At 68.8% G+C, this 26,861-nt stretch carries 15 protein-coding genes; 4 read left to right on the forward strand and 11 right to left on the reverse strand.

All coding sequences use genetic code 11. The features are described from left to right. Positions 1-46 precede the first annotated feature (46 nt). Positions 47-1,330 (reverse strand): DEAD/DEAH box helicase, encoded by a 1,284-nt coding sequence (locus GV027_RS10800; RefSeq protein ID WP_159511879.1) that lies wholly within the window; start codon positions 1,328-1,330, stop codon positions 47-49. Between the two features lie 562 nt (positions 1,331-1,892). Between GV027_RS10800 and GV027_RS10805 the strand changes: the two genes are divergently transcribed. After that, the gene (locus tag GV027_RS10805) at positions 1,893-5,039 is read left to right on the forward strand and encodes a TonB-dependent receptor (protein WP_159511880.1); all 3,147 of its coding nucleotides are present in this window, start codon (positions 1,893-1,895) and stop codon (positions 5,037-5,039) included. A 110-nt stretch (positions 5,040-5,149) separates the two neighbouring features. Further along, the gene (locus GV027_RS10810; RefSeq protein WP_159511881.1) at positions 5,150-6,817 is read left to right on the forward strand and encodes a glycoside hydrolase family 43 protein; all 1,668 of its coding nucleotides are present in this window, start codon (positions 5,150-5,152) and stop codon (positions 6,815-6,817) included. Between the two features lie 95 nt (positions 6,818-6,912). Here the strand turns inward: GV027_RS10810 and GV027_RS10815 are convergent, their stop codons facing one another. The 5 genes from GV027_RS10815 to GV027_RS10835 all read right to left on the reverse strand — a co-directional run bounded on the left by GV027_RS10815 (position 6,913) and on the right by GV027_RS10835 (position 12,181). After that, entirely contained in the window at positions 6,913-7,293 is a 381-nt protein-coding gene (locus GV027_RS10815) for a hypothetical protein (protein ID WP_236559173.1), read from the reverse strand. A gap of 121 nt (positions 7,294-7,414) precedes the next feature. Continuing rightward, positions 7,415-8,068 (reverse strand): alpha/beta fold hydrolase, encoded by a 654-nt coding sequence (locus GV027_RS10820; protein ID WP_159511882.1) that lies wholly within the window; start codon positions 8,066-8,068, stop codon positions 7,415-7,417. Positions 8,069-8,134: 66 nt separating this feature from the next. Continuing rightward, positions 8,135-9,436, reverse strand: a complete 1,302-nt coding sequence (locus tag GV027_RS10825) for a CitMHS family transporter (protein WP_056408458.1) — start codon at positions 9,434-9,436, stop codon at positions 8,135-8,137. 163 nt (positions 9,437-9,599) lie between these two features. Further along, positions 9,600-11,105 carry an OprO/OprP family phosphate-selective porin gene (locus GV027_RS10830; protein ID WP_159511883.1) on the reverse strand — a complete coding sequence of 502 codons (1,506 nt, stop codon included), beginning with the start codon at positions 11,103-11,105 and terminating at the stop codon, positions 9,600-9,602. Beyond that, entirely contained in the window at positions 11,102-12,181 is a 1,080-nt protein-coding gene (locus tag GV027_RS10835) for an ABC transporter substrate-binding protein (protein ID WP_443029555.1), read from the reverse strand. Before GV027_RS10835 ends, GV027_RS10830 begins: the two co-directional genes overlap by 4 nt. A 122-nt stretch (positions 12,182-12,303) precedes the next feature. Here GV027_RS10835 and GV027_RS10840 point away from each other — a divergent pair, with 122 nt between their 5' ends. Together GV027_RS10840 and GV027_RS10845 are read left to right on the forward strand one after the other, a co-directional pair. Continuing rightward, the gene (locus GV027_RS10840) at positions 12,304-12,969 is read left to right on the forward strand and encodes a response regulator transcription factor (protein ID WP_031439546.1); all 666 of its coding nucleotides are present in this window, start codon (positions 12,304-12,306) and stop codon (positions 12,967-12,969) included. Further along, a complete protein-coding gene (locus GV027_RS10845; RefSeq protein ID WP_159511885.1) occupies positions 12,959-14,359 on the forward strand; it encodes a sensor histidine kinase in 1,401 nt (466 codons plus the stop codon). Before GV027_RS10840 ends, GV027_RS10845 begins: the two co-directional genes overlap by 11 nt. Positions 14,360-14,370: 11 nt before the next feature. On the opposite strand, the gene GV027_RS10850 is transcribed toward GV027_RS10845, so the two are convergent. From GV027_RS10850 to GV027_RS10870, 5 genes are all read right to left on the reverse strand, one after another. After that, positions 14,371-14,829, reverse strand: a complete 459-nt coding sequence (locus GV027_RS10850) for a MarR family transcriptional regulator (RefSeq protein WP_107933826.1) — start codon at positions 14,827-14,829, stop codon at positions 14,371-14,373. Continuing rightward, on the reverse strand, positions 14,826-16,013 hold the full coding sequence (locus tag GV027_RS10855; RefSeq protein WP_159511886.1) for an HlyD family type I secretion periplasmic adaptor subunit: 1,188 nt from the start codon (positions 16,011-16,013) through the stop codon (positions 14,826-14,828). Before GV027_RS10855 ends, GV027_RS10850 begins: the two co-directional genes overlap by 4 nt. Beyond that, positions 16,010-18,172: a type I secretion system permease/ATPase gene (locus GV027_RS10860; protein ID WP_236559174.1), complete on the reverse strand. Its 2,163-nt coding sequence runs from the start codon at positions 18,170-18,172 to the stop codon at positions 16,010-16,012. The genes GV027_RS10855 and GV027_RS10860 overlap by 4 nt, the downstream gene beginning before the upstream one ends. After that, positions 18,169-19,497, reverse strand: coding sequence for a TolC family protein (locus GV027_RS10865; protein ID WP_236559175.1), 1,329 nt, complete (start codon positions 19,495-19,497; stop codon positions 18,169-18,171). Before GV027_RS10865 ends, GV027_RS10860 begins: the two co-directional genes overlap by 4 nt. 114 nt (positions 19,498-19,611) lie before the next feature. Then, positions 19,612-26,724 (reverse strand): BapA/Bap/LapF family large adhesin, encoded by a 7,113-nt coding sequence (locus GV027_RS10870; RefSeq protein ID WP_236559336.1) that lies wholly within the window; start codon positions 26,722-26,724, stop codon positions 19,612-19,614. Positions 26,725-26,861 lie beyond the last annotated feature (137 nt).

A 26,861-nucleotide genomic window follows, 5' to 3' on the forward strand; every position in this document is an offset into this window, starting at 1 on the left:
TGCGTCGCCCCCGCCGTCACGACGGGGTCGACACGGTGCCCCGCGGTTAGGCGGCCTGGGCGGCCATACGCGCGGCGAGCTTCTCTTCCTCGGTCCACACCTTGCGCTCGCGCGGCGGCTTGGGCGCCTTGACCTGCTTGACCGGACCACCGCCCAGCACCGGCGCACGCTTGGTCGAGTGACGCGCGACTTCGCAATGCCATTCGTGATCGTCGTGCACGGTCAGCGTGCGCCCGATCTCGCGCTCGACGTCGTGGAGCCATGCGCGCTGCTCGGCGTCGCACAGCGTGACCGCAAAGCCGCTGCGGCCCGCACGTCCGGTCCGGCCGATCCGGTGGACATAGCTTTCGGGCAGGCTCGGCAGGTCGTGGTTGAAGACGTGCGTCACCGTGTCGACGTCGATCCCGCGTGCCGCAATGTCGGTCGCGACGAGCACCTGGACGGTGCCGGCACGGAACGCGTCGAGCGCACGCTCGCGCTGGCCCTGCGACTTGTTGCCGTGCAGCGCCTCGGCGGTGATCCCCGCTTCGCCGATGAACGCGCAGACGTCGTTGGCGATGTTCTTCTGGAGCGTGAACACGACCGCCTGGCCGATGTCGGGCGTACGCAGCAGCGCGAGCAGCGCGTCCTTCTTGTTCGCGGCATCGAGGAACATCACCGATTGCTCGATCCGGTCGACCGTGGTCGAGGGCGGGGCGATCTCGACCTTCGCCGGATCGCGCAACAGGCTGTCGGCCAGCGTCGCGATCGACTTTGGCATGGTTGCCGAGAACAGCAAAGTGTGCCGGTCCGCGGGCAAGGTCGCGACGATCCGCTCGATCGGCTTGGCAAAGCCCATGTCGAGCATCTGGTCGGCCTCGTCGAGCACCAGCGCCTCGAGCGCCGACAGGTCGCAAAGCCCCTGTTCGACCAGATCGAGCAGACGGCCGGGCGCCGCGACGATGATGTCGACGCCCGCCTCGAGCGCCTTGACCTGGTGGAACTGGCTGACGCCGCCGAAGATCGTAATCACGCTCGGCTTCAGATGGCGGCCGAAGCTCTCGAACCCGGCAGCGATCTGCGACACGAGTTCGCGCGTCGGCGCGAGGACGAGGATGCGTGCGCCGCCCCTGGGGGCAGGGCGGGGATCGGCGGCGAGCCGGTGGAGCAGCGGCAGCGCGAACGCGGCGGTCTTGCCCGTGCCGGTCTGCGCCATGCCGAGCATGTCGCGGCCTTGCAGCAGCTGCGGGATCGACTGCGCCTGGATCGGGGTCGGATGGGCATAGCCCTGCTCGCCGAGGGCTTCGAGCAGGAAGGGCGCCAGAGCGAGGTCGGCGAAGGTCGTGGTCATGGTAAAGCGGCGCCTCCGGCGCTGGGCAAGGCCGCGCCTGGTCGGGCTTAGCATTTCGGGAGCGCGCGCTGGTAGGTTTTATGCTGCACTGCGTCAATCTGGAATAGCGGCAACGTGCCAAGGGCATTCGCTTACCGGCGGCAGCGGGCAACCCTTGAGACCAAAATGCGCCACGGACCGCCCCGATCGGACGTCCTCACGGCCCGCAGAAAGGGCCTAAGGGATTGGCCAAACCAAAACCGGCTTGACTCGCTAACCAATCATGGCGAGATACCGGTAACATCAGACTGCGTCAGACGGTTTCATGAGGGATAGGATGAGTGACCATGAAAGTGTCCGGCCAATGTCGCGGCCGCCAGATCGGCCGGCGGATGCGCGCGCGGGATGTCGCGCCGGCGCGCTTCCACCTGAATCAGCTCGGCGAGCCCCGATAGCCTGACCGGCCGACCGAATCCGTACATAGCATCACGTTTTAGCCAAACCGGGACCCGCTTTCCGCGCCCCAGTACCGACTTCGTATGCCGCAACGAACGGCGACGACCCCACAGAGAGGACCCTGATCATGAAGGCATTTCAACAGCCGCGTCTGACGCGTGCAGCCTTGTTGTGCGCTACCACCCTGGCCGTATTGGCGCCGTCGATCGCGCTGGCGCAGACGGTACCGCCGCCGCAGGAGCAGGTGCCCGACAATGGTCAGGATCCAGCCCCGGCAACGCCGCCCGCGCCGCAGACCGAGGACACGCAGGGCACGCCCAGCGAGGACATCGTCGTCACCGGCTACCGGTCCAGTCTCGCCAAGTCGACCGATGCCAAGCGGGCGTCGACCGGCTTCACCGATTCGATCTTTGCCGAGGACATCGGCAAGTTTCCCGACACCAACATCGCCGAATCCTTCAACCGCATTCCCGGCATCACGATCACGCGCGACGTGACGGGTGAGGGGACCAATGTCGCGATCCGCGGGCTCGGATCGAACTTCACCAACGTGACGCTCAACGGCGCGACGATCGCCGTCGCGTCGTCGGGCGCGACCGACGCGCAGGGCACGGACCGCTCGGTCGACCTGAGCTTCTTCCCGACCGAATTGTTCACCAAGCTGACCGTCAACAAGAGCTATACCGCCGACCTGCTCGAGGGCGGCGCGGCGGGCAATATCGATCTGCGCTCGGCACGTCCGCTCGACCGCGCGACCGGATTCCTGAACTATAACGTCCAGGGTACGCGCCAGTCGCCCGAGGACCGGATCGGCGCGCGCGGCGCGCTGATCGGCAGCTGGCGGACCGACACGTTCGGGATCCTGGCCGGCGTGTCGGCACAAAGGCTGTTCACCGATACGCGCGGGTTCGAGACGATTGGCTATACCAATCCGGCGCTCACCGCGGCGCAGTGCGGCGCCACGTCGGGCTGCAACACGACCGGCGGCGGCAACTGGACGATCCCGGCGGTGGTGCCAGTCGGCGCCGGTTCCGGGCTGGTCGCGGGAACGCCCATCGACCGGGCGTTTCTGCTCGCGAACAACCCGGGCGCGACGATCCAGCAGATCGACAATGCGCTGCTCCCGCGGCTCGGTCGCACGACCAGCATCCGCGGCCCGCGCGACCGGATCAACGCGATCGTCAGCACCGAATGGCAGCCGACCGATGCGCTGCATTTCTACATCGACGGTCTGTACGGCTACAAAAAGAACGAGCTCACGCGTGAGAACATGGCCTGGATCGTCCGCAACGGCGCGATCATCCCGACCAACCTGACCTTCGACAATCCCGATTGCACGATCGGGTGCGTGGTGACCGGCGGGACGTTTGCAAACGCGCAGTTCTTCAACGAATTCCGCCCTTATACCGAGACGACGAAGCTGGTCAGCATCAACCCGGGCGGCGAATGGGAGATCTCGCCGACGCTCAAGGCCTCGCTGCAGGGCAATTATGCGCGGTCGACCTTCCACCGCGAGAGCCCGACCGTGGGCCTCACCACCCCGCTCGGCGTCGGCAACACGGTCACCTACAGCAACACCGGCGGAATCCCGACGATCCAGAGCGGGCTCGACCTCAACGATCCCGCGAATTTCGGCTGGAACGCGGGCAGCCGGGTCGGCATCCAGGACGAGCGGCGTCTGAACAAGAGCAAGGGCGCGCGTGGCGATCTGACCTGGGGCGGCAAGGCGCTCAACCTCAAGATCGGCGGCGCATTCGACGACGTGTCGCGGCGGATCCGCGGGTTCGACAACAGCCAGGCGTGGCAGAATGCCGTCTGCGGCAACAATCCCAACGTGTTCGTCGCATCGCCCAACACCCAGCCGCCCTGCGCAGGCCTCGACGCCCCCGGCGCCGCGCCGGCGGGCTATCCGAGCTATCCCGGCTATGGCACGGGCGCGACCACCGGCCTGGCGGGGCCGGTCAGCTATGGCGGCTCGCTGGTCCCCAATGCGGCGGTGCCCGGCTATCTGAAGCCCGGCCCGGCAGGGTTCGTCACGGTCGACTGGCCGGCCTTTGCCGCCGCCACCAACTATGACAGCTTCCACGACGCGGCGCCCGAAACGGGGGCTGCCAACACCGGCGCCAGCGGCGGTGCGATCCGCGAGGTCGTAAAATCCGCCTTCGCCACGCTCAACGGCGCGCAGCAGATCGGCGACAACACGCTGCGGTTCAATGTCGGTGTACGCTACGTCAACACGATCCAGACGATCACGGGCCGCGTCTCGCTGCCGGATCCGCGCAACACGACCAGCACGGGCGCGAGCTTGCCCGACGGCAGCCGTTACGTGAATATCGTCAGCGAGGTGTCGACGCGCAACGTCTATTCGAAATGGCTGCCCGCTGCGACCTTCGCCTATGACCTTGGCGACCAGGCGGTGGTGCGCGTCGCCGGCTCGCGTACGATGACGCGTCCCGACCCCTCGGCGCAGCTGCCCGGCGTCAACTTCGGTGCGCCGTCGGCGGATCAGGCGAACATCGGCAACCCGGCGCTCAAGCCCTATATGTCGACCAACCTCGACCTCGGTTTCGAATATTATACCGGCCGTGAAGGCGTCGTCAGCTTCAACGCGTTCCGCAAGTCGATCGAGGGGTTCACCAACACCGCGATCAACACCGTGCCGTTCGCGGCACTCGCGCAATACGGCATCACCTTCGACACGCTCAACGCCAACCAGCAGTTCGCGATCCAGTCGCGCGGCGGCCCCGGCGTCGCGCAGGTCCAGGTCACGTCGCAGGTCAACGTCCCCAACAAGCTGACGATCAACGGCCTCGAATTCCAGTGGGTCCAGCCGCTCGACTTCCTGACCCGGATGATCGGCGTCACGGGCTTCGGCTTCAATGCCAATGCGACGATCGTCGACCAACGCAGCGATGGCCCGGCAACGGCGTTCGGCGTGTCGCCCTTCACCTACAACATCACCGGCTTCTACGAGAAGAACGGCGTGATGCTCCGGGTGGCGACGACCTCGCGTCAGGGCGCACAGAATAGCGGCGCGGCGCAGAACGGTATCCCGGCGGCGGCGCTGTTCGGGACGGACTATACGACCTACGACTTCTCGTCGTCGTTCGATCTCGACAAGATCTTCGGCCTGGCGGGCGCACCGCAGCTGACGGTCAACGTGTCGAACTTCACCGACGCGACGCTGCGGTCCTATTTCCAGTTCGAGAATGCGACCTTCACGCAGTATAAGCCGGGTCGTCAGTTCCTGATCGGCCTGCGCGGCACCTTCTAGGACCGACGGTCGGGACGGTCGCCACTGCGCGATCGTCCCGGCAGCCGCCGAAGGACACGAACGACCCAGTTTTGGTACCGCCGCCCGCCCCGGATAAAGGATTCCCCCTCATGCGCATCCTCACCCTCGCTCTCATCGCGCTCGCTGGCACCAGCGTCGCGCAGGGCGGTCCGGCACAGACCGCCGCTGCGCCATCCGACGCATCGCCCCGGTTCAGCCGTTTCAGCTATGAGGGGCGGTCGCCCGGCGCGGCACCGTTGCAGCGCAACCAGTATCGGAACCCGATCCTGTCGGGCTATTATCCCGATCCGTCGGTCACCCGGGTGGGCGAGGACTATTATCTCGTCAATTCGTCGTTCGCGCATTTCCCCGGGCTGCCGGTCTTCCATTCGCGCGACCTCGTGAACTGGACTCAGATCGGCAACGCGATCGACCGCCCCGATCAGCTCGACTTCACCGGCATGCGGACGTCGCAGGCGGTCTTTGCGCCCGACATCTCCCATCACGACGGCGTCTTCTACATCGTCAACACCTGCGTCGAGTGCAAAGGCAATTTCGTCATCACCGCGCGCAATCCGGCCGGCCCCTGGTCCGCGCCGATCTGGCTGCCGTTCGAGGGCATCGACCCCTCGATCTTCTGGGAAGGCGACAAGGCCTATATCGTCAACAACCGCGCCCCCGCCGAACCCCCACGCTATGACGGGCACCGCGCGATCTGGATCCAGGAATATGACTGGCGCAAGGGACAGATGGTCGGCGAGAGCACGCAACTCGTCAATGGCGGCGTCGACCTGTCGAAAAAGCCGGTCTGGATCGAAGGGCCGCACATCTTCCGCAAGGATGGCTGGTATTATCTGACCGCCGCGGAGGGCGGCACGAGCGTCAATCATTCTCAGGTCGTGCTCCGGTCGCGGACCTTGCGCGGCCGCTATGAGCCCTATGCCGGCAACCCCATACTGACGCAGCGCGATCTCGATCCCGCAAGGTCGCAGCCGATCACCTCGGCGGGGCATGCCGAACTTGTCCAGACGCAGACGGGCGAATGGTGGGCGACCTTCCTCGCGGTCCGGCCCTATGCCGGCGACTATTACAATATCGGTCGCGAGACGTTCCTGCTCCCCGTGACCTGGAAGGATGGCTGGCCGATCATCCTGCCTAAGGGGCAGCGCGTTCCCGAAGTCGCGGCCTCGCCCGGACTGCCTGCGCAGCGCCCGGGAACAGTGCCGACGGCTGGCGCCTTTTCCTATGTCGACGAGTTCGACGGCGATCGGCTGGCAATGCAATGGGTCGGAGTCCGCACCCCCAAGGCACCCTTTTATCGCCTGACCGGAGGCGAGCTCGTACTCGGCCGGGGGGCGCCGATGGGCGATCTCGCGGGCGTCCCCGCCTTTATCGGCCGGCGCCAGCAGCATCACGACGCGACGATCTCCACTACGCTGCGCTTTTCGCCAAAGGCCGGCGATCGTGCCGGCCTCGCCGCGATGCAGAGCGACAAGGCGCATCTCTTCTTCGGGCTGACGCGGATTGCGGAGAAACCTGTCGTCGCCCTTTACACAACGCAGGAAGGCAAGGAGCAGCTCGTCGCAAGCGCGCCGGTCGATCCGGCGGGCCCGGTTACGCTGACGATCGACGCTACCGGGGGTACGATGCGCTTCAGCTACACGACCGGCGCAACGCCTCGTACGCTCGCATCAGATGTCGACGTCCGGTTCCTGAGCACGCGGGTGGCGGGCGGTTTCGTCGGGACGCTCGTCGGCCCCTATGCCTGGACGCGCTGACCTCGCGTGGCACCGCTACGTGGCACCGCTGCGGACGTGATGCCGAAATAAGAAAAAGGCGCGGGCCGGCTGATTTGCCGGCCCGCGCCTGAACCTCAGGCCTTCTTGCGCGCGCGCTTCGGGCTTGCGGCTGCGGCGACGTCCTCTTCCTCGTCCGGGCTGTCCTCGCCCGCTTCGGTCAGCGCCTCGCCGAGCGCACGCAGCTTGTCCTGCGACGTGTCAGCTTTTTCCGCGATCTTGGTCGTCGCGGTACCAAGCCGGTGCAGCAGCGCATGGACGCGGTCGGCGTCCGGCGTGTCCTTCTCGAGCTGCTTGCGCAGCGATGCCAGGTCGCGAAGAATGCCCTTGGCGCCGGGTGTCTCGATATCGGCGAGTGCGGCTTCCCAATCCTCGACCATGTCGGCGCCCTTGGCGGGCTTCGTCGCGTCGAGTCCGCGATTGATCGCGTTCATCGTTCCTGCAAATTTGACGGCCATGTCTGCTCTCTCCTAGCCGGTATCGGCGAGCATCAACGCGGTCGGGCGGCGCGAATGTCCCGCCATTCCTATCAACCTGCATCAACATGATCGCATTTTGTTCGCGCGCCCGTCGCGTGCGTCAGCGCAACCAGTCGCGCAGCAGGGCGGTGACCTCGCCCGGCCGTTCGAGCGGGGCGAGATGGCCGCAGCCCCGCAGCTCGTGGAATCGCGCGCCCTCGATCAGCGTGGCCAGCGCACGCGCATCGTCGGGCGTGCAGATCCGGTCGCGATCGCCCACCGCGACGAGCGTCGGCACGTGGATCGCGGCGATCGCATCGCTGATGTCGGGTCGTTCGAGCAGCGCGCGTTGCTGGCGTTCGAAGACCGCCTTGCCGACCCGGTCCGCCATCGCCTGCACCGGGCCCGCCACGATCGCGGTCAGCCGCGGATCGGCATGCGGGGCGGTCGCGAGCAGCCCCTGGCCGTCGACCGTCCGCGGACGCATCGTCATCGACGCGCGCGTGCCGAACAGCGCGACCCGCAGGACCCGGTCGGGCGCCTGCCGCACCATCTCCATCGCGACATAGCCCCCCAGGCTGACCCCCGACACCGCGAAGCGCGGCGGCGCCTTGGCGAGCACGCGCGCGGCCATCGCCGACAGCGTGTCGTCCCGCGACAGGTCATGAAACTCGGGCTCGGCGAGCGCGGCAAGATCCATGATCTGCCGTGCCCAGAGTCGCCCGTCACAGCCCATGGCGGGGAGCAGCACGAGCGGGATCGGCGAACGGGTCATGCGGTGTCTCCGGTGGCGGGAAGCAGAGGGCGGATGGCGGGGGGCATCATCGGGCGGCCGGACGGGTCAGGCGACGAACGGGAAGGCGAGCGCGATCATGCCCACCACCGTCATCACCGCGCAGACCAGGATCGCCGGCACCAGCGTGAACCGCTGATGATCCGCCAGATCGATCCCGACCAGGCTGACGAGCAGATAGGTCGACGGCACCAGCGGGCTGAGCAGATGGACCGGCTGGCCCATCAGCGACGCGCGCGCGATCGCCTCGGGTGCGACGCCGTAATGCGCGCCCGCCTCGGCGAGGATCGGCAGCATCCCGAAATAGAAGGCGTCGTTCGAGATAAAGAAGGTGAAGGGCAGGCTGAGCGCTGCGGTGATCGGCGCCATATAGGGGCCCATCGCCGGCGGGATCACGCCGACCACCGCCTTGCTCATCGCCTCGACCATCCCGGTGCCGCCGAGGATTCCGGTGAAGATGCCGGCCGCGAAGATCAGCGACACGACCGCCAGCACATTGCCGGCATGCGCGGAGATGCGTTCCTTCTGGTCGGCGACGCCGGGATAGTTGACGATCATCGCGATCGCGAAGGCGAGCATCATCAGCACCGACAGCGGCAGGATGCCCCAGACCAGCAGCGTCAGCAGCGTGACGACAAGGGCTGCGTTGAACCAGATCAGCTTGGGCCGGCGCGCTTCGGGATATTGCGACACCGCCATGCCGGTGAACGTGTCGGTCGCGGTGATGCCCGCTTCGCCCATGCGCGCGCGCTCCTTGCGGCCGAAATACACCGCCAGCCCGACGAGGAAGGCGAGCCCTGCGATCATGCCGGGAATGAGCGGCAGGAACAGCGTCGCGGGATCGAGCTTCAGCGCGCTCGCCGCGCGCGCGGTCGGCCCGCCCCACGGCGTCAGGTTCATGATCCCGCTCGTCGTCATCAGCAGGCAGACGAGATACAGGCGGTTCATGTCGTAGCGCTTGTACAGCGGCAGCAGCGCGGCGATCGTGATGATGTAGGTCGTCGAGCCGTCGCCATCGAGGCTGACGAGCGCGCACAGCACGACCGTGCCGATCAGGATCCGCATCGGATCGCCGTGCACCATCCGGATCAGCCGTCCGACCAGCGGATCGAACAGGCCGGTGTCGGTCATCGTTGAGAAGAACAGGATCGCGAACAGCAGCATCACGCCGGTCGGCGCGAGGTTCTTGATCCCGTCGATCATCATCGGGCCGAGACCCGCGGCCTCGCCGGCGAAGACGCCGAAGATCGAGGGGATCACGATCAGCGCGACCAGCGGCGTCATCTTCTTGGTCATGATCAACGTCATGAACGTGGCGACCATCAGGAAGCCAAGCAGGGCAAGGTTCATCGCATCGTCCTAGAAAAGGGCGTGAAAAAGGGGGTGGGGGCAAAACCCCCGTCATCCTGACGAAAGTCAGGATCCAAGGTTACGGAGCGCCGTCCTGTCTGGCTCTGGATCCTGACTTTCGTCAGGATGACGGAGCGGTAGATGCCGGAGACGGCGCGCCGCATCAGAACGTCACACCGACGCGCGCGCTGACCGTCTGGCCGCTGTCGTTGCCGACATAGTCGCCCGCACGATTGTCGGTGTTCCACTGGATCGCGTTGACCTGGAACCGGGTGAAGCTGTTGAGATACCAGTTCACCCCGACCGTCGCCGCCCAGCCGTCGCCGCCGGTCAGCAGGTCGCTGTAATCGAGGCTCTCGTACCGCGCGGTCAGCTCGATCGCGCCGACGCCGCCATCGAAGGTGGGTTTGAGCACCTTGGGCTGGCCGAAGCTCCCGAGCCGCGGGTTATACGGCGGCAGGTCGCCGGTCAGGAACAGACCACCCGACACGCTCCACGCCTTGCTGACGAAGTCGGGCCGTCCACCGTCGAGCCGCGCATTGCGCTGGCCGGCTTCGCCCATCACCCACAAGGGCCCGCGATAGCCGCCGAGCTCGACGCCGTAGCCGGTCGTCCCGGTCCCGCCCGTCAGCGGTCCGCTCGACACGCGCAGCGCGCCGTTGAAGCGCCCGCCGATCACCGTGTTGCGCGTCAGCGTGCCGGAAACCGACGACAGCGATTCGTCGAACCCCCAGAGCCCGAGATGGAGCACGCCAGTGTCGGACTTGATCGGGTTCCAGTGCGCGCGGCCGAGCACGGTGCGGCTGTCGCCGACCGTCTGCGTGCCGTCGATCCGGTCGCCGGTGACGGTGACCGACGCGTGGCCGGTCTTCCAGAAGATCCGCGGCATCACGCCGATGCCGTAGAAGCCGCGCTGCGGAATGATCGCGGTGGCGACCGTCGTGCGCTCGAGGAACGGGGTCGAGTCCGACCCGGTCGATCCTTCGAAGCTGCGGTCGTTGAACAGATGGCCTGCGCGCACGTCGTAATCGAGACCGGGCGTGATACGGTTGCGCCAGCCGACGAACGCGGTGACGACGTCGACCTCGTTTTCGGAAAAGTCGCTTTCGAACTGATAGAAGAAGTGCGTGCCGACGCCGCCTTCGAGACCGAGGCGCAGCGCCCGCATCCCCGTCGTCGTGATGTTGCGGCCGTCATATTTCGACCCGAAGCTCGAGCTCACATCGGTCAGGATCCGGCCGCGCGGCTTGAAGGTATAGACGCCGTCCGCCGAGTGGAAGACCGGCAGGCCGGCACCCCATTCGGTCGTCAGGCCCGATGGATTGTCGCGTGCCGCCACGGCCTGCGCGACGCTGCGGTCGGCGGGGCCGGGAGGCGCGAGCTGCGGCGCGAACGGCACGGTCCGCCGGGGCTCGCCGGTCTGCGCAAGCTGCGGCTGCGGGGTGGCGCCGGTCGGCTGGACGGGGGCCGCGGGCGCGGCCGCCTGCGCGACGACCGCATTGGTCTCGAGCCGGTCGAGCCGGGACTTGAGCGTGGCGATCTCGGCCGCCTGCGCGCGGACCAGTGCGGCGAGGTCGGCGTCGCCGGGCGCCGGTGCCCCGGTCTGGGCGAGCGCGGGTGTCGCGATGATCAGCGCGACGAGAGCGCAGCCGGTACGAAATGGGGTCATCGGGAAGAGGCTCCGTTGGCAAGAAGGGCGGTCCAGTCGCGCAGGAAGCGCTGGCGCTTGAGATGATCGAGCGTGACGAGAAGCTGCGGTCCGACCCGGATCGGTCGGGCCTGCGCAGCGGGAAGGCGGCGCGCGGGGACGTCGGTGCGGACCGGCCAGAGGCTGCGCTTGGCGAGCAGCGACTGGCCTTCGCGCGACAGCAGGAAGTCGAGGAACAGCTTGGCGGCCGCCGGGTGCGCGGCTTCGCGGGCGATGAACGCGATCCGCGACGTGACGATCGTATAGTCCTTGAGGAATGCCACGCCGATCCGCGGATCGGTGCTCGCGCGCTCGAGCGCATAGGAGCCGATGACGTTGTAGGCGATCGCCTGCCGCCCCTCGGCGACGCCGCGCAGCATCGGCTCGCTGGTCCGCGACAGGACCGGCTTGGTCGCCGCGATCGCCTCCAGCAACGACCGCGTGTCGCGCGTGATCGCCATGTCCTCCGACAGATAGAGATAGCCGACATTCGAGCGTGACGGATCGAAGGTCGTCACGCGCCCGGTCAGCGCGGTGCGCTGCGTCCGCAGCAGCGCCTCCAGCTCGGCATGCGTCCGCGGCACGCGCGCCGGCGGCAGCAGCCGCTTGTTGTAGACGATCCCGATCGGCTCGGCGGTGACGCCGAAGCCCATGTTCTTCCAGACCGAGACGGCGGGCAGCGCGGGCTTTTCGGGGCTGGCATAGCTTTGCGCGAAGCCGTCGTTGATCAGCTTGACCTGCAGATCCATCGCCGACGACCAGACCAGATCCGCGGACAGGCGCCGCGCGCGCGTCTCGGCGACGAAGCGGCGATACATTTCGGTCGATCCGAGATCGGCGTAGAGGACGGTGATGCCGGGATAGCGTTTGCGAAACGCGGCGACCACCGGCAGCAGCTCGGCGCGATCGGCATTGCCATAGATTCGGACCTGCCGTTCGGCGCGTGCGCTTTCGATCAGCGTGTCATAGGATCGGGGATAGCCCGCCGGACGCTGCGCCGATACCGCGGTCGCCGCGAACCCGGTCAGCGTGGTCAGCAATCCGATCGTGAGAACCATTCGTGCCATCGTCACCTCTCCTCGCCTTCCGTCTCTGTGTTCGGATAGGCAGTAGCGGTGGAATACGAATCGAAGCTGTCACCAACCTTTCACGCCCTTTTGAATCAACGAGGTAAGCCGATTTGCGCATTCTGTTGATCGAGGACGACGCCGCCCTCGCGCGCAGCATCGCGGCATTGCTGCGGGCGGGCGGCAATGCGGTCGATCATGTCGCGAGCGGCGAGGAGGCGCTCGGCATCGTCGCGGGCGAGCCCTATGCGCTGGTCATCCTCGATGTCGGGCTGCCGGGGATCGACGGTTTCGCGGTGCTCGAGACGCTGCGGCGACGCGGCGAGCGTGTGCCCGTGCTGATGCTGACCGCACGCGATGCGCTGGACGACCGCGTGCGCGGGCTCGATCTCGGCGCCGACGACTATCTGCGCAAGCCGTTCGATCCCGAGGAGCTCGAGGCGCGGGTCCGCGCGCTCGGGCGGCGACGCGGCGGCGATCCGCTCCCGGTGCTGAGTGTGGGGAGCTTGACGATGAACCGCTCGACGGGGGATGCGGATATCGCCGGCCGGGTGCTTGATCTGCGCCGTCGCGAACGCGCGGTGCTCGAGGCGCTGGCGATGCGCGCGGGCCGCGTCGTGCCGCGCGAGCTGCTGATCGGCGAGGTGTTCGGGTTCGACGAACCCGTCGGCGGCAACGCGATCGAGGTCCATGTCACACGGTTGCGGACCAAGCTTGCCCCCGACGGTCCAGGTATCCGCACCGTCCGCGGCGTCGGCTATATGCTCGATGCCGGCTGAGGCGCGTGCCCCCGCGCTGCGGACGCGCCTGCTGGTGGCGGTGCTCGGCCCGCTGCTCGCGGCGGCGATCCTGATCGGCGTGGTCGGTGCGACGCTGATCACCGATGTCGTCCGGCGCACCAGCGACCGCGTGCTCGGGGGCGCGCTCGGCGCGATCGCGGAGACCGTGCAGGTCGAGCGCGGCGAGGTCACGCTCGACCTTCCCGCCGCCGCGTTCGGGATGCTCGAGAACGCCGAACGCGACAATGTCTATTACCGCATCGCGGTCGGCGGGGACCTGCTCACGGGCTATGCCGATCTGCCCGCACCCGATCCCGCCGCGCTCGCGGTCGATGTGCCCGCCTACCGCTTTGCGCGTTATCGCGGTCAGCGGATCCGCATCGCCGAGGTCCGTCGCGACCTGCCGCGGATCGACCGGCCGGTGATCGTGCAGATCGCCGAGACGATCGACAATCGGTCAGCCCTGACCCGCCGTCTGATGATCGCGCTGCTCATCGGCGAGTGCGTCCTGGTCGGTGGTGCCGCGCTGCTGCTCCGCCCGGCGCTGGGGTGGAGCCTGCGCCCGCTGGCCCGGCTGCGCGGCGCGATCGAGGCGCGCGACAAACGGGCGCGGCCCGACTTCTCGCCGCTCGACACGGGGCCGCTGCCGCGCGAGCTGCGCCCGCTCGCCGGCGCGTTCGACCGGCTGCTCGCGCAGCTCGATACCGCGACGGTCGGCGTGCGCCGCTTTACCGCGGATGCATCGCACCAGATGCGCACGCCGCTTTCGGTCCTGAAGGTTCAGGTGGCGCTCGCGCGGCGCGGTTCGGGCGCCGAACGGCACGAGGCGCTCGACGAGATCGCCGATGCCGTGACGCGGCTCGAACGGCTCGTCACCCAGCTGCTGGCGCTGGCACGGGCGGAGGAGGCGGGGGTGTCCGCCCCGCTCGAAACCGTCGACCTGCGCGAGGTGGCCGCCGCGGTCATCACCCGGCAGATCAACCAGGCGATCGAGGCGGGGATCGACCTCACGCTCGAAACCGACCCGGTCGAAACCTACCGGGTGGCCGGGCACCGGACGCTGATCTTCGAAATCCTGTCGAACCTCGTCGACAACGGCATCCGCTATAACCGGCGCGGCGGGACGGTCACGGTCAGCCTCCAGACGTCGCGCGGGGAGACCGCGATCGCGGTGATCGACGACGGCCCGGGCATCGCGGACAGCCAGCGCGAGGTCGCGTTCGACCGCTTCGTCCGTCTCGGTGCACCGGGCAGTCCGGAAGGCAGTGGCCTAGGGCTCGCGATCGTCCGCTCCGCCGTCGCGCGCTTGAACGCGACCGTCGGGTTCGGCGCAGCGGACCGCGGCACGACGATCGTCGTCCGCTTTCCCGGCACCGCCGCGGCCGGCTGACGCCGCGCCCGTCAGCCTCGCAGCTTGCCCGGTGCGAAGGATTTCGGCGCCACCGCCGGGGCCGCATCCCCGGCGCCGCGATCGAACAGATGGTCGAGCATCGCCGCCATCGCCCTGTGGCCGGTATCGGTCAGGCTGACATGCACGCGCCGGTGATCCGCGGGATCGACATGGCGGCGCAGCAGCTCGGCCTGTTGCAGCCGATCGATCCGCCGCATCGTCCCAGCCGCACTGCCCCCCGACATCAGGGTCAGATCCTTCACGCAGAGCGTCTCCCCGGTGGCGGCCGCAATGAACAGGTCGATCATCATGTCCCAGGCCGGATCGACCAGCAGGTCCTGCGGCAGGAACGCGCTCATCGTCGCGCGCAGCTGGCGGGCCTGGCGCGCGCGGGCGAGCAGAGCGGGTGCGATCGGTCTCGGGGCGCCGGCGCCGGGTGCGCGCAGGTTGCGGCGTGCGACATCGGTCATCGTTCGCGTAGCGCCTCCCGCGCCCGGTTAAGGGGTTTGACGAGATACTGGAGCACGGTCTTGCTGCCGGTATGGATATCGACCGTCGCGACCATGCCGGGGGTGATCGCGAACTTCGCGCCGGCCTTGTTCGTCAGCGAGTCCGCCTTGGTCCGCACGAACACGCGGTAATAGAGGATGTCGGGCTTCACCTCGTCGCGGATCGTGTCGGGCGAGATGCTGGCCACGCTGCCCGTCAGGCCGCCATAGATCGAATAGTCATAGGCGGTCACCTTGACGCTCGCGGACTGGCCGGGGCGGATGAAGGCGATGTCGCGCGGCTGGATCCGCGCCTCTATCAGCAGCCGGTCGTCGAGCGGGACGATCTCCATCAGCTTGCCATTGGGGGGCACGACGCCGCCGATCGTCGACACCTCGATGTTCTTGACGACCCCGCGCACCGGCGAGCGCAGCGTGAGGCGCGAGAGCGTGTCCGACCGTCCGCGTACGACCGGTGCGAGCGAGTCGACCTGTTCGGTCACCTTGGCCAGATCCTGTCGCGCCTCGACCATATATTGCGACCGCAGATCGGCCTTTTTCAGCTCCAGCTCGGCCCGCTGGCGTTGCAGCCGCAACACCTCGACATTGCTCGCCGCGCCGACCGCGATCAGCGATTCCCCGATCCGCACCTCGCGTCCGATCAGCGCCAGGCTCTGGTCGATCAGCTGGATCGACGATTGCAGGCTGCGTCGCCGGGTGTCGTGGAGCCGCGTCTCGGCGGCCTTCAACTCGGGATAGCGGTCGAGTTCGGACGCGAACGTCAGCGGCGTGCCGTTCGCCTCCGCCTGAAGCCGCGCGACGCTGGCCAGCGCGGCGCGATATTTGGCGGCGGTCTCGTCGACGGTCGACCCCGCCTGCGTCGGATCGAGCTGTGCGAGCAGCTGCCCCGGGGTGACGATATCGTCCTGACGCACCGGAAGCTTGGTCAGGATCCCGCCCTCGAGCGACTGGATCACCTGTTCGCGGCTGGTCGGCACGACACGCGCTTCGCCGGTCGCCACCTCGTCGAGGGCCGCGAACCACGCCCAGCCGAGTGCTGCCACGAACAGCGCGGCGAGGATCCAGACGAGACGCGTCGCGGTCGCGAGCCGGACGCTGCCTTCGCCGCCGAAGAGGTGGTCGTCGTCGATCGCCCGCGCGTTCATGCCGCCGCACTCCGCGTCCCGCGCATCTGCGCGAGGATCTGATCCTTGGGGCCGTCGAGGACGATGGTGCCATTGTCGATCACGATGATCCGGTCGACGATCTCGAGCATCCGCATGCGATGCGTCGCGACGATCAGCGTACGCGTGCGGCTCCACGCCCCGAGCCGCGCGATGAAGTGCCGCTCGGTACCCTCGTCCATCGCCGCGGTCGGCTCGTCGAGCAGCGCGACGCTCGGCTGGCGGAGCAGCAGCCGCGCGAGCAGCAGCCCCTGGATCTGCCCACCCGACAAGCCTCGGCCACCCTCCTGCACGACATGGCCCAGACCGTCGCGCAACCGCCGGACCATGGTGTCCGCGCCGACCATCGCGAGCATCTCGCTAATCTCCCTGTCCGACGCCATCGGCGCGCCGAGCGTCAAATTCTCCCGCAGCGTCCCGTGAAACAGCCGCGAGGTCTGCGTCAGCAGGCCGATGTCGCGGCGGACATCGGCGGGATCGACCTGATGCAGCGCGAGGCCGTCGAGCAGCACCTCGCCCGACACCGGCTGCAGCATCCCCGACAGGCCCTGGAGCAGCGTCGACTTGCCCGCGCCGTTGCGCCCCAGCAACGCGATCCGCTCGCCCGCCGCGATGTCGAGCGTCTGGACCGTCAGGGCAGGGGGGGCGTTGGGGTCGGCATAGGTGAAGACGGCGGACCGCAGCGCGAAGTCGCCCTGGACGACGGGCAGCGGGATGCGGTGATCCGCGTCGGCGGTGTCGACGGGCAGCGCCATGATCTGGTTTAGGCTGCCCATCGCCACCTTGGCATGCTGGAACCGGCTGAGCAGCTGCGTGACCTGGGCCATCGGCGCCATCATCCGCGAGCCGAGGATCGAGGTCGCGACCAGCACGCCGGTGGTGATGTCGCCCGCGATCACGAGCGGTGCGCCGACGAAGATGATCGCGGCATAGACGCCGTTCTGGACGCTCTGCGTCCATACCGACAGGCCGTTGGTCAGCCCGCGCAGCCTGAGCTGCGCCTCGCCCGCGACCGCGGTATAGTGGTTCCACTGGTGGTGGAACCGGTCCTCCGCCTGCAGCGCCTTGATGTCCTCGATGCCCTGCACCGATTCGACCAGCATCGCGTTACGCAGCGAGGATTCGCGCATCGATTCGGTCGCGTACATCCGCAGCCGGCGTTGCGCGAGCAGCCCCGGCAGCAGCAGCAGGACCAGCGCGGCGAGCGGCACCAGCGCCAGCGCGCCGCCGACATACCAGAGGACGCCGAGGAACAGCAGGAAGAAGGGCATGTCCGCGACCGTGGCGACGGTCGTCGAGGTCAGCATGTCGCGCACCTGGTCGAGGTCGCGCAGCTGCGAGATGAACGTCCCGGTCGAGGTCGGGCGCGCGCGGTTGCGGACCCGCAGCGCGTGACCGAAGACCCGGTCGGAGATGCGCAGATCGGCCCGCTTTCCAAGCACATCGACGATGTTCGTGCGGAGCCGTCGCAGCACGAAATCGAAGCCGATCGCGATCAGCACTCCGACGAACAGGATCGTCAGCGTCGGGATCGAGCCCGCCGGCACGACGCGGTCATAGACCTGCATCGAGAACAGCACGCCCGCGAGCCCCAGGCAGTTGGTCACCACCGACGCGACCATGACATGGCCATAGGAGGGGGCGTCGGCCATCAGGATATCGCGCAGCCAGTGATCCTGGAACGGCCGGATATAGGCGTCGATACGTGTGTCGGGCGCCGAGCGCGACGGCCGGGGAATGACATAGCCGGTCGCGCCGGCGGTCAGCTGGTCGATCGGCAGATGCGTCGCTCCACCCCGGTCGCCCGGCACGATCAGCCGGGCCTGGCCCTCCGCGTCGATCCCCTCGATCAGCGCGATCTCGCCGTCGCGCAGCCGGACGATCAGCGGCAGCCGCCAGCTCGTCAGCCGCATCCCCGCGGCGGGGACGAACTGCACGCCGAGCCCGGTGGCGCGCGCGAGCGTGCGGATGCGCGCCTCGTCGTCGTCGCCCAGCTCCCAATGGGCCGCGAGTCTCGCGCGCTGTTCGGACAGCGGCAGGCGATAGTGGCGGGCAACGCGGCCAAGCAGGTCGAGCCAGCCGTCGATGCCGGCCCCCGCTCCGCCCGCCGCCACCGCGATCGGCACCCGATCGGCGGTCACAGCGTCACCCCGCGCACCGTCGCGCCGGACAGCGCAAACGCGTCGCGCATCCGCCCCGACAGATACAGGCAGTCCACCTGGAGGCTGCGCAGGGTCTGCGCGACGTTCACCGCCTCGAACCGCACCTGCTGAAATTCCTGTTCGGCGTTGAGCAGGTCGACCAGCGTGCGCGTGCCCATTTCGAGATACTGGATCCGGTACAGCCGTCCGGTCTCGCGCATGTTGGTCTGGCGCGACTGCAACGTGGCGACAACCTGCGACAGGCTTTCGATTTGCTGGCGGGCCTCGGCCAGCCGCTGGCTGCTCTCGTTGCGGACCCGGCGCGTGGCCGCCTGCGCCGCCTCCAGCTCGAACGCCGCGCCGCGTGCGCGCGCGCGCGTGACCCCGCCCGCGAAGATGTTGCTCGAGACGCGCAGGCCGACATTGTAGATGCTGCGATTGCCGAGGGGCGCGGTCACGTCGGTCGAGGCGTCGCCGCCGATCGACAGCGTCGGATAGCGGTCCGCGCGGCTGCGGCGCAGCGCGGCGGCGGCGCGGTCCGCCTGCGCCTCGGCGGCCATGACCAGCGGCACCGTCTCCCAGGCGGGCACCGGACCCGAACAGCTCCGCATCAGCCAGTCGGGGACGTCGGCAGACACCGCAGCGGGCGGGGCGTCGCGACCGAGCAGGAAGGCCAGATTGCTCGCCCAGCGGCGCTCCGCCGCCTCGACCGTCGCGAGGCTCGCCATCGCCGCCTCGACCCGCGCCTGTGCCTGCAGCGCATCCGATCGCGTCGCGGCACCAAAGGCGGTGCGCTTGCCGACAAGCTCGCTGATCTCGCGGATCCGGTCCGCCTGTTCGGCCGCGATGATCCGCTGTGCCGACGCGCGCTGATATTCGATCACGGCATAGGCGGTGTCGCGGATCAGCGTGTCGACCGCGAGCAGCATCTCGGCACGCCCGACCCGCGTCCCGGCGCGCGCGCCAGCGATCTCGCTCGACACCTTGCCGAAATCGAACAGCATCTGCGACGCACCCAACTGAGGTCGCGGCCGCAGGGTGCTCGATACGCGACTGTCAAACCCGCTGCCGATCCCGGCGCTGACGGTGGGGAGATAGCCCGCGCGTGCCGCCTTCACCTCCTCGCCGCGCGCCGCCAGCGCGCCCGCTGCCTCGGTCAACGACGGATGCCAGGCAACCGCTTCGCGTGCCGCGGTTTCGAGCGTCACCGGACCCGGCGTTGCGGGGCGAGGGGTGTCGACCGCTTGCCCGGCGTTGCACGGTACAGCCGCCAATAGGACGCCCGCGGCCAGCGATCGCATCGCGCTCATAGTGGAAGTGATCATTGCGTCCCTGTCCTCTGCTGGCACCAGCAAAGGACAGGGGTGCTTAACGAAACGTATAGAGTAAACAGTCTTTAAGTTGCTGAAATGGTTCTAGAAAAGACCAGTTTCGAATGCTTATACAACATGACTGGTGACAAGTCCGTTCTGATCCTGATCCGGGATAGTGGCGAGGTAATCGAACGGATCGACGACGGTGGCGATTTCCGTGACGACGATCGGATCAAACGAAACCGTATCGGGCTCTTCTCCAGTCAATGCTTGTGGTTCCTCTGCAAGATACTGTGACAGCACGTCCTCCAATTCGCCCTGACCCTCGAACAGATCATAGGTGGCGAGCCCGATCACCGGCCCGGCCGCCGCGAACGCGCCCGATTCGACGCTCTGTGCCGTCAGCGCGTCGAGCGGGATGACGTCGAGGTCCCCGGTCTCCACCAGCGCCGTCAGCTCCGCGAACCCGTTTGCGTCCGATGCGACCGCTGCGAACCCCGCCGCAGCGGCAGGTCCGTCGCCGGGAACGTCGATCGTCACGGTCAGCGTCGCGGTGGACAGCACGCCATTGGGCTGGACAAGCTGATAGGTGAACCTGTCGGTGAGATCGACTGCGGAGAAGCCGAGCGTCGCGCTGGGCTGATAGGCATAGCCTCCGGTCTCATCGATTTGCAGTGTGCCATATCGGCCGGTCAGCGTGACCGGAGTGTCGCCGATCTCCGCAAAACCGCTGCCGCGATCGACGCGGATCGCCGCGAAGCTGGTATTGGTCGTGTCATTGTCGAGCAGATTGCCCGTCGCGGTCTCGCGCGTCGCCAGCGTGTAGTCGTTGAGGAACAAGGTGCTCGAGCCGAGCGAGACCGTGGTGCCGAAACTCCCGACGCTCAGCGCCGCGTTGCTGCTGACCTGGTAGGAATAGCTGCCACTGGGCAGGTCGTCGAAGGTGAAGGTCGCGACGCCGCCAAGCACCGGGTTTAGCACTGTATTGATGGTTGCCGTCCGCACGATGAGCCCGTCGGCGCTGCGCACGCTGACGGTGTAGGCCGGCAGTACGGAGAGCAGCCCACCCGTTCGCGCGGCGACGATCGTGATATCCGACACCGCGGCGGGGGCGACGGTGAAACTGCCGGTGCCCGTGCCGGTGACCTGCCCCGTCAGGATGGTCCCGGTCGACGGGAAGTCGAACGTCCGTGCGGGCGGCAGCGTGGTGACGACATTCTGGAACGTCACGTCGGCAAACGCCTGGTCGGCGACCGCAAGCGGTGCGCCGGTGATGTCCGGGCTGCCGATCGCGATCGTCAGCGTCGCGGTTTCACGCTCGCCATCGGTCGGGTCGACCAGCGTGTAGGTAAAGGTCTCGGTCCGCCCGATCGCGCCGGCATTCGCGACGGGGGTGTAGCTGTAGCTGCCGTCGGGGTTGATCCTCAGGCTGCCCCAGGCGCCGGTGACGCTGCTCCCGTCCGGTCCGACGTCGGTCGTCACGCCGTTGACCGTGACGCTGGCGACGCGGGTTCCGGGGCCCGTGACGTCGATCTCGCCACCCGGGCCCGCGTCGGTGATGACGTTGCCAGTCGCCGCGATGGGCGTTGCACCGGCAATATCGGTGAAGTCCGAATCGATCCCGGCGACCGACAGATCGCCGAGCAGCCCAAGTCCCGCCGTCCCCTGGAAGGTCAGGAACGCCCGGTACACGCCCGGTCCCAGCGTCTCGGTCGCGCTGAGATTGCCGTTGAGCAGACCGATCTCGAGCAGCGAGGCCGGCCCGCTGCCGGTGACCGCGACCCATTGTGTCCCCACCAGCTTCTGCACGACCACCGCATAGTCGCTGGCGGCGCCGATCGTTGCCGCCGCGTCATAGGTGAACCGTGCATCCAGGCTGTGGCCCCCCGCCACCGAGAAGCGGACGTTGCGAACCGCAAGCACCTCGGCGTCGAGGTTGACGAGGCCCAGCGAGACAAGGGCGAGATAGCGGGCGCTGCCCAGATCGACCGGGGCCGTGGTCGGCAGGAGATCGAGGCCGGCGGCGTCGACATTGCCGAACGCGGCGATGTCGAACGGGGCGGCGATGCTGGCCGGGGTCGAGACATTCCCCGTGGCATCGGCCTGGGTGACACTCAACGTCCCGCCTGTGGCCTGTGCTGGTACCAGCGTGACCGTATAGCGGCCGTCGGCATCGACGGTCGCGACGCCGATGAGCGTGGCATCGGGACCGCGAACCTCGACCCGTGCGCCGACCTCGCCCGTCCCGGTCAGCGTCGTGCCGTCGTTGGTGATCGCCGAAATGATCGGCGGCGGCGGGGCGGTGATGTCGGGCGCCGCGACGGTCGCGACGGCCGAGACATTGCCGGTGGGATCGGCCTGGCTTGCCGACAGCGTCTCGCCATTGACCGGCGCAGGGCTCAGCTGCGCGGTGTAGCTGCCATCCGCGGCCACCTGCGCGGTGCCCAGGATGACGGCACCGAGACGGATCGTCACGGTCGCACCCGGCTCGCCGATCCCGCTCGCCGTGCTGCCGTCCTGCGCGATCGTGACGACGGGCAGGGCGGGGGCGGTGTAATCGGGCGCAACCAGCGCGATCGGCGCCGACACGTTGCCCGCAGCGTCGGCCTGTGTCGCCGCCAGCGTCTGGCCATCGGTCTGTACGGGCGTCAGCGTCACCGCATAAGCGCCGTTCGCGCCGACGATCGCCGTGCCCAGACTGGTCGTGTCGGCCGCGCGGATCGTGATCGTCGCGCCCGGTTCGCCCGTGCCCGTGACGACGCTTCCCGTCAGATCGAGCATTGCCGTGGGGGCGGCGGGGGCGGTCAGGTCGGGCGCGACCGCGGTGGCGGGCGGCGAGACGTCGCCGTCCGCGTCGGTCTGCGTGACGCGGACCGTCTCGCCGTCGATCCGGCCGGGGACGAGCGCGACACGGTAGCTTCCGTCCGGACCGGCGACGCCGGTGCCGATGATTGTCCCGACCGCGTCATAGACGATGATCGCGGCACTGGCATTCGCCGCCCCCGCTACCGCAGCGCCATCCGGGTCGACCGCGGCGCTCGGCGCATCGGGCGTGGTGTCCGCGACGACGTCCGGTGCGATCGCGGTCACGATGGGCGAGCCGTTGCCGGCCGCGTCCCGCTGGTCGACCCCCAGCACTTCGCCGTTGGTCTGCGCGGGATCGAGCGGCACCGTATAGGTGCCGTCGCCCGCGACGACGGCCTGACCGACCACGCGCCCCAGCGGATCGCGGACGGTCACCGTTGCCCCCGCCTCGCCCGTGCCAGTGAGCGTGCGCCCATCGCCGGCGACGGTGGCGAGCGGCGCGGCCGGCGCTGTGAGGTCGGGCGCGGTCAGCGTGGTCGCGGGCGATGGATTGCCCGCGGCATCGGCCTGCGAGACGCTGAGCGTCTGGCGGTCGATCTGCGGGGTCGCGAGCGTGACACTATAATCGCCTTGCGCGGTGACGATCGCGGTTCCCAGTGGCGTACCAAAAGCATCGCGGACCGTCAGCGTCGCGCCGGGCTCGCCCGTGCCCATGACGACCGATCCGCTCGCGTCGAGCATCGCGACGGGCGCAGGCGGCGCGGTGATGTCCGGGGCGGTCACGCCGGTCGACACGGAGACATTGCCCGCCGCGTCGGCCTGCGTCACGCCGAGCCTCTCGCCATTGGCCTGCGCCGGGGTCAGCGTTGCGGCATAGCTCCGGTCCTCCGCGACGATCGCGGTACCGATCACGATGCCCGCCGCGTTGGTGACGCTGATCGTCGCACCCGGGGCGCCGGTACCCGTCGCGAGACTGCCGTCGCCGCTGATCGTCGCGGTGGGCGCGTCGGGTGCGGTGGTATCGGGGGCCAGCAGACCCGCCGGGGCCGAGACATTCCCCGCGCGGTCGGCCTGCACGACCGATAGTGCCTCGCCGTCGAGCTGCGGGGGGGTGAGGGCGACGGCATAGGCACCGTCCGCGGCGACGATAGCGGTCCCGAGCGTCGCTCCACCAGGCGCGGTGACGGTCACGGTGGCGCCGACCTGGCCCGATCCGGTGATGACCGAACCGTCCCCGCTGATCGTCGCGGTCGGCACGCCCGGCGCGGTGATGTCGGGGGCGATCGCGGTGGCGGGTGCGGACACATTGCCCGCCGCGTCGGTCAGCGTCACGCTCAGCGTCTCGCCATCCGCCTGAGCGGGGTCGAGCGCGACGCGGAAACCGCCATCGGCGGCGACGGTCGCGGTACCGATCGCGGTGCCGGATGGATCGCGCACGGTGACGATCGTACCGGCCTCACCCGTGCCGACGAGGAGGCTGCCATCGCCCTCGACGGTCGCCGTCGGTGCCGCAGGGGCGGTGACATCAGGCACTGCGACCAGCGCGGGGGCCGAGACATTGCCCGCGGCGTCCGCCTGCGTCACCGCAAGCGTCCCGCCCTCGCGCTGCGCAGGATCAAGGATCACCGCAAACGCCCCGGCGGCATTCGCGGTCGCGGTGCCGATCACGGTGCCGTCTGCATCGCGCACCGTGATCGCCGCGCCGGCGTCGCCCGTTCCGGTCAGGGCTGTGCCCGTCTGGTCGAGCACCGCGCTGGGGGCGTCGGGCGCGGTCAGGTCGGGCGCGATCGCGGTCGCGGGGGGCGAGACATTGCCGCCGCCGTCGGTCTGCGTCACGCGGATCGTCTCCCCGTCACGCAGCGCAGGGACGAGCGCGATGCTATACTGTCCGTCGCCCGCGGCGAGACCCGTCGCGATCACCACGCCATTGGCGTCGAACAGCGTGACCGTCGCGCCCGCCACCGCGCTCCCCGTCACCGCGCTGCCGTCGATGGCGATCGTCGCGGTCGGTGCATCGGGGCCGAGATCGGCGACCAGATCGGGCGCGACGGCGGTCACCTCGGGCGAGGCATTGCCCGCGGCATCGACCTGCCGCACGCTCAGCGTTTCCCCGTCGATCTGCGACGGCGTCAGCGTTACCGTATAGCTGCCATCGCCCGCGACGATGATCGTGCCGATCACCGCGCCGACCGGGCTGCGCACCGTCAGCGTCGCACCCGCTTCTCCGGTCCCGGTCAGGCTTGCGCCATCGGCGGCGACCGTTGCAGTCGGCGCGGCCGGGGCGGTCTGGTCGGGTGCGATCAGCGCGGTGGCGGTCGAGACATTGCCCGCGGCATCCGCCTGCACGACCGAGATCAGCTGGCTGTCGATCTGCGGCGGGATTAGCACGACATCGTAATTGCCGCGCGCATCGACGATCGCCGTGCCGATCTCGGTATCGGTGGCGTCGCGGACCGAGATCCGGGCGCCGGGCTCGCCGGTGCCGCTCACGATCGTCCCTGTCGCATCGAGCGCGGCGGCCGGGGCCGCCGGCGCAGTCACGTCTGGGGCGATCAGCGACAGTGGGGACGCGGCATTGCCTGCGGCGTCCGTCTGGATCACCGCGAGCCGTTCGCCATTCGCCTGTGCCGGGTCGAGCAGCACGCTGTATTGTCCGTCAACCCCGACCTGCGCGATGCCGATCGTCGTGCCGGCAAGGTCGCGGACCAGGATCTGCGCGCCAGGTTCGCCTGTGCCCGTCACCAGCGTACCGTCCCCGTTTATCGCGGCGACCGGCTGTGCCGGCGCGGTGAAGTCGGGCGCGATCGTGCTCGCATTGCCCGACACATTGCCCGCGGCGTCGCTCTGGACCGCCTCGACCCGTTCGCCATCGGTCTGCGCCGATCGCAGCGTGATTTCATAGCGTCCGCCGGCATCGACGCTTCCGCTTCCGAGCACAACGCCGTCCTCGCCGGTGATGGTGACGGTCGCACCCGGCTCGCCCGTGCCGGTCGCGATCGTGCCAGTCCCGTCGAGCGCGATCGTCGGTGCCGCCGGCGCGGTGAGGTCGGGCGCAACGACCCCGACCACGGGCGAGGCATTGCCCGCCGCATCCGCCTGGCTGACGCCCAGCGTCTCGCCATTGATCTGCGCCGGCGACAGCGGCACCGCAAAGGCGCCGTCCGTCCCGGCGGTCGCGGTGCCGATCACCACGCCATTGGCGTCGGTCACCGTCACAATCGCGCCGGGCTCGCCGGTGCCGCTGAGCAGCGTTCCGTCGCCGTTCACCGCCGCGGCGGGTGTCACCGGTGCCGTGAGGTCGGGCGACGCGATCTGCACCGCAGCGGAGACATTACCTGCAGCGTCGGTCTGCGTGACGGCGAGGCTGCCGCCACTCGCCTGCGCGGGCGACAGCGGCGTAGCAAAGCTGCCGTCCGCTGCCACGACGACGCTGGCGATCACATTGCCCGCAGCATCACGCACCGTGACGGTCGTGCCCGCTTCGCCCCGACCCGTGATCGTCGCGCCACCAGCATCAATCGCCACTTCGGGTGCGCCGGGTGCGGTGGTATCGGGCGCAGCGACCTGCACGGCGGGGGAGACATTGCCCGCTGCGTCGGTCTGCGTGACGGCAAGGCTGCCGCCATTAGCTTGCGCCGGTGACAGTGGCGCAGCGAAGCTGCCGTCCGCCGCCACGACGACGCTGCCGATCACAATGCCCGCAGCGTCGCGGACCGTGACGGTCGCGCCCGCTTCGCCGCGCCCGGTGACGGTCGCACCACCGGCATCGATCACCGCCTCGGGCGCGCCAGGTGCGGTGGTATCGGGCGCAGCGACTTGCACGGCGGGGGAGACATTGCCCGCTGCGTCGGTCTGCGTGACGGCAAGGCTGCCGCCATTGGCCTGTGCGGGCGACAGCGGCGTAGCGAAGCTGCCGTCCGCTGCCACGACGACGCTGGCGATCACATTGCCCGCAGCATCACGTACCGTGACGGTCGCGCCCGCTTCGCCGCGCCCGGTGACAGTCGCGCCACCAGCGTCGATCGCCGCCTCGGGTGCACCGGGAGCTGTGGTATCGGGCGCAGTGATCTGCACGGCGGGGGATACGTTACCGGCAGCGTCGGTCTGCGTGACGGCGAGATTACCGCCGTTGGTCTGCGCCGGCGACAGCGGAGCCGTGAAGCCGCCGTCCGCCGCGACGACGACGCTGCTAATTACAATGCCCGTGGGATCGCGCACGATGACGGTCGCGCCGGCCTCGCCGAGCCCGGTGACGGCCGTGCCGTCACCTGCGATCGTGACGCTCGGAGCGGCGGGGGGTGTCGTGTCGGGCGGGGTGATGACGGGCCCAGAGCCCCAAGCGCACCCGCCCGCGGCCCTGAGTCCCGGTTCGGGCCGAAATGACGACAGGCAGGGGGTTGCCTCGCACCCTGCCAATCTCCACCAACCGCTCATCCGCACCTCACCGCATCCATCCCTCACCTCGGGTCGAAACTGAGCCAGATTAGTGCAGTTGTTAGCAATCCGTTTACCAGCCCGGCATAGCCATTCGTCTCCACGCCGCGGCGACGCCACCGTCGCGACCGGCCGTG

It is taken from the genome of Sphingomonas sp. T1 (genome assembly GCF_902506585.1).
Lineage (GTDB): Bacteria > Pseudomonadota > Alphaproteobacteria > Sphingomonadales > Sphingomonadaceae > Sphingomonas > Sphingomonas aerolata.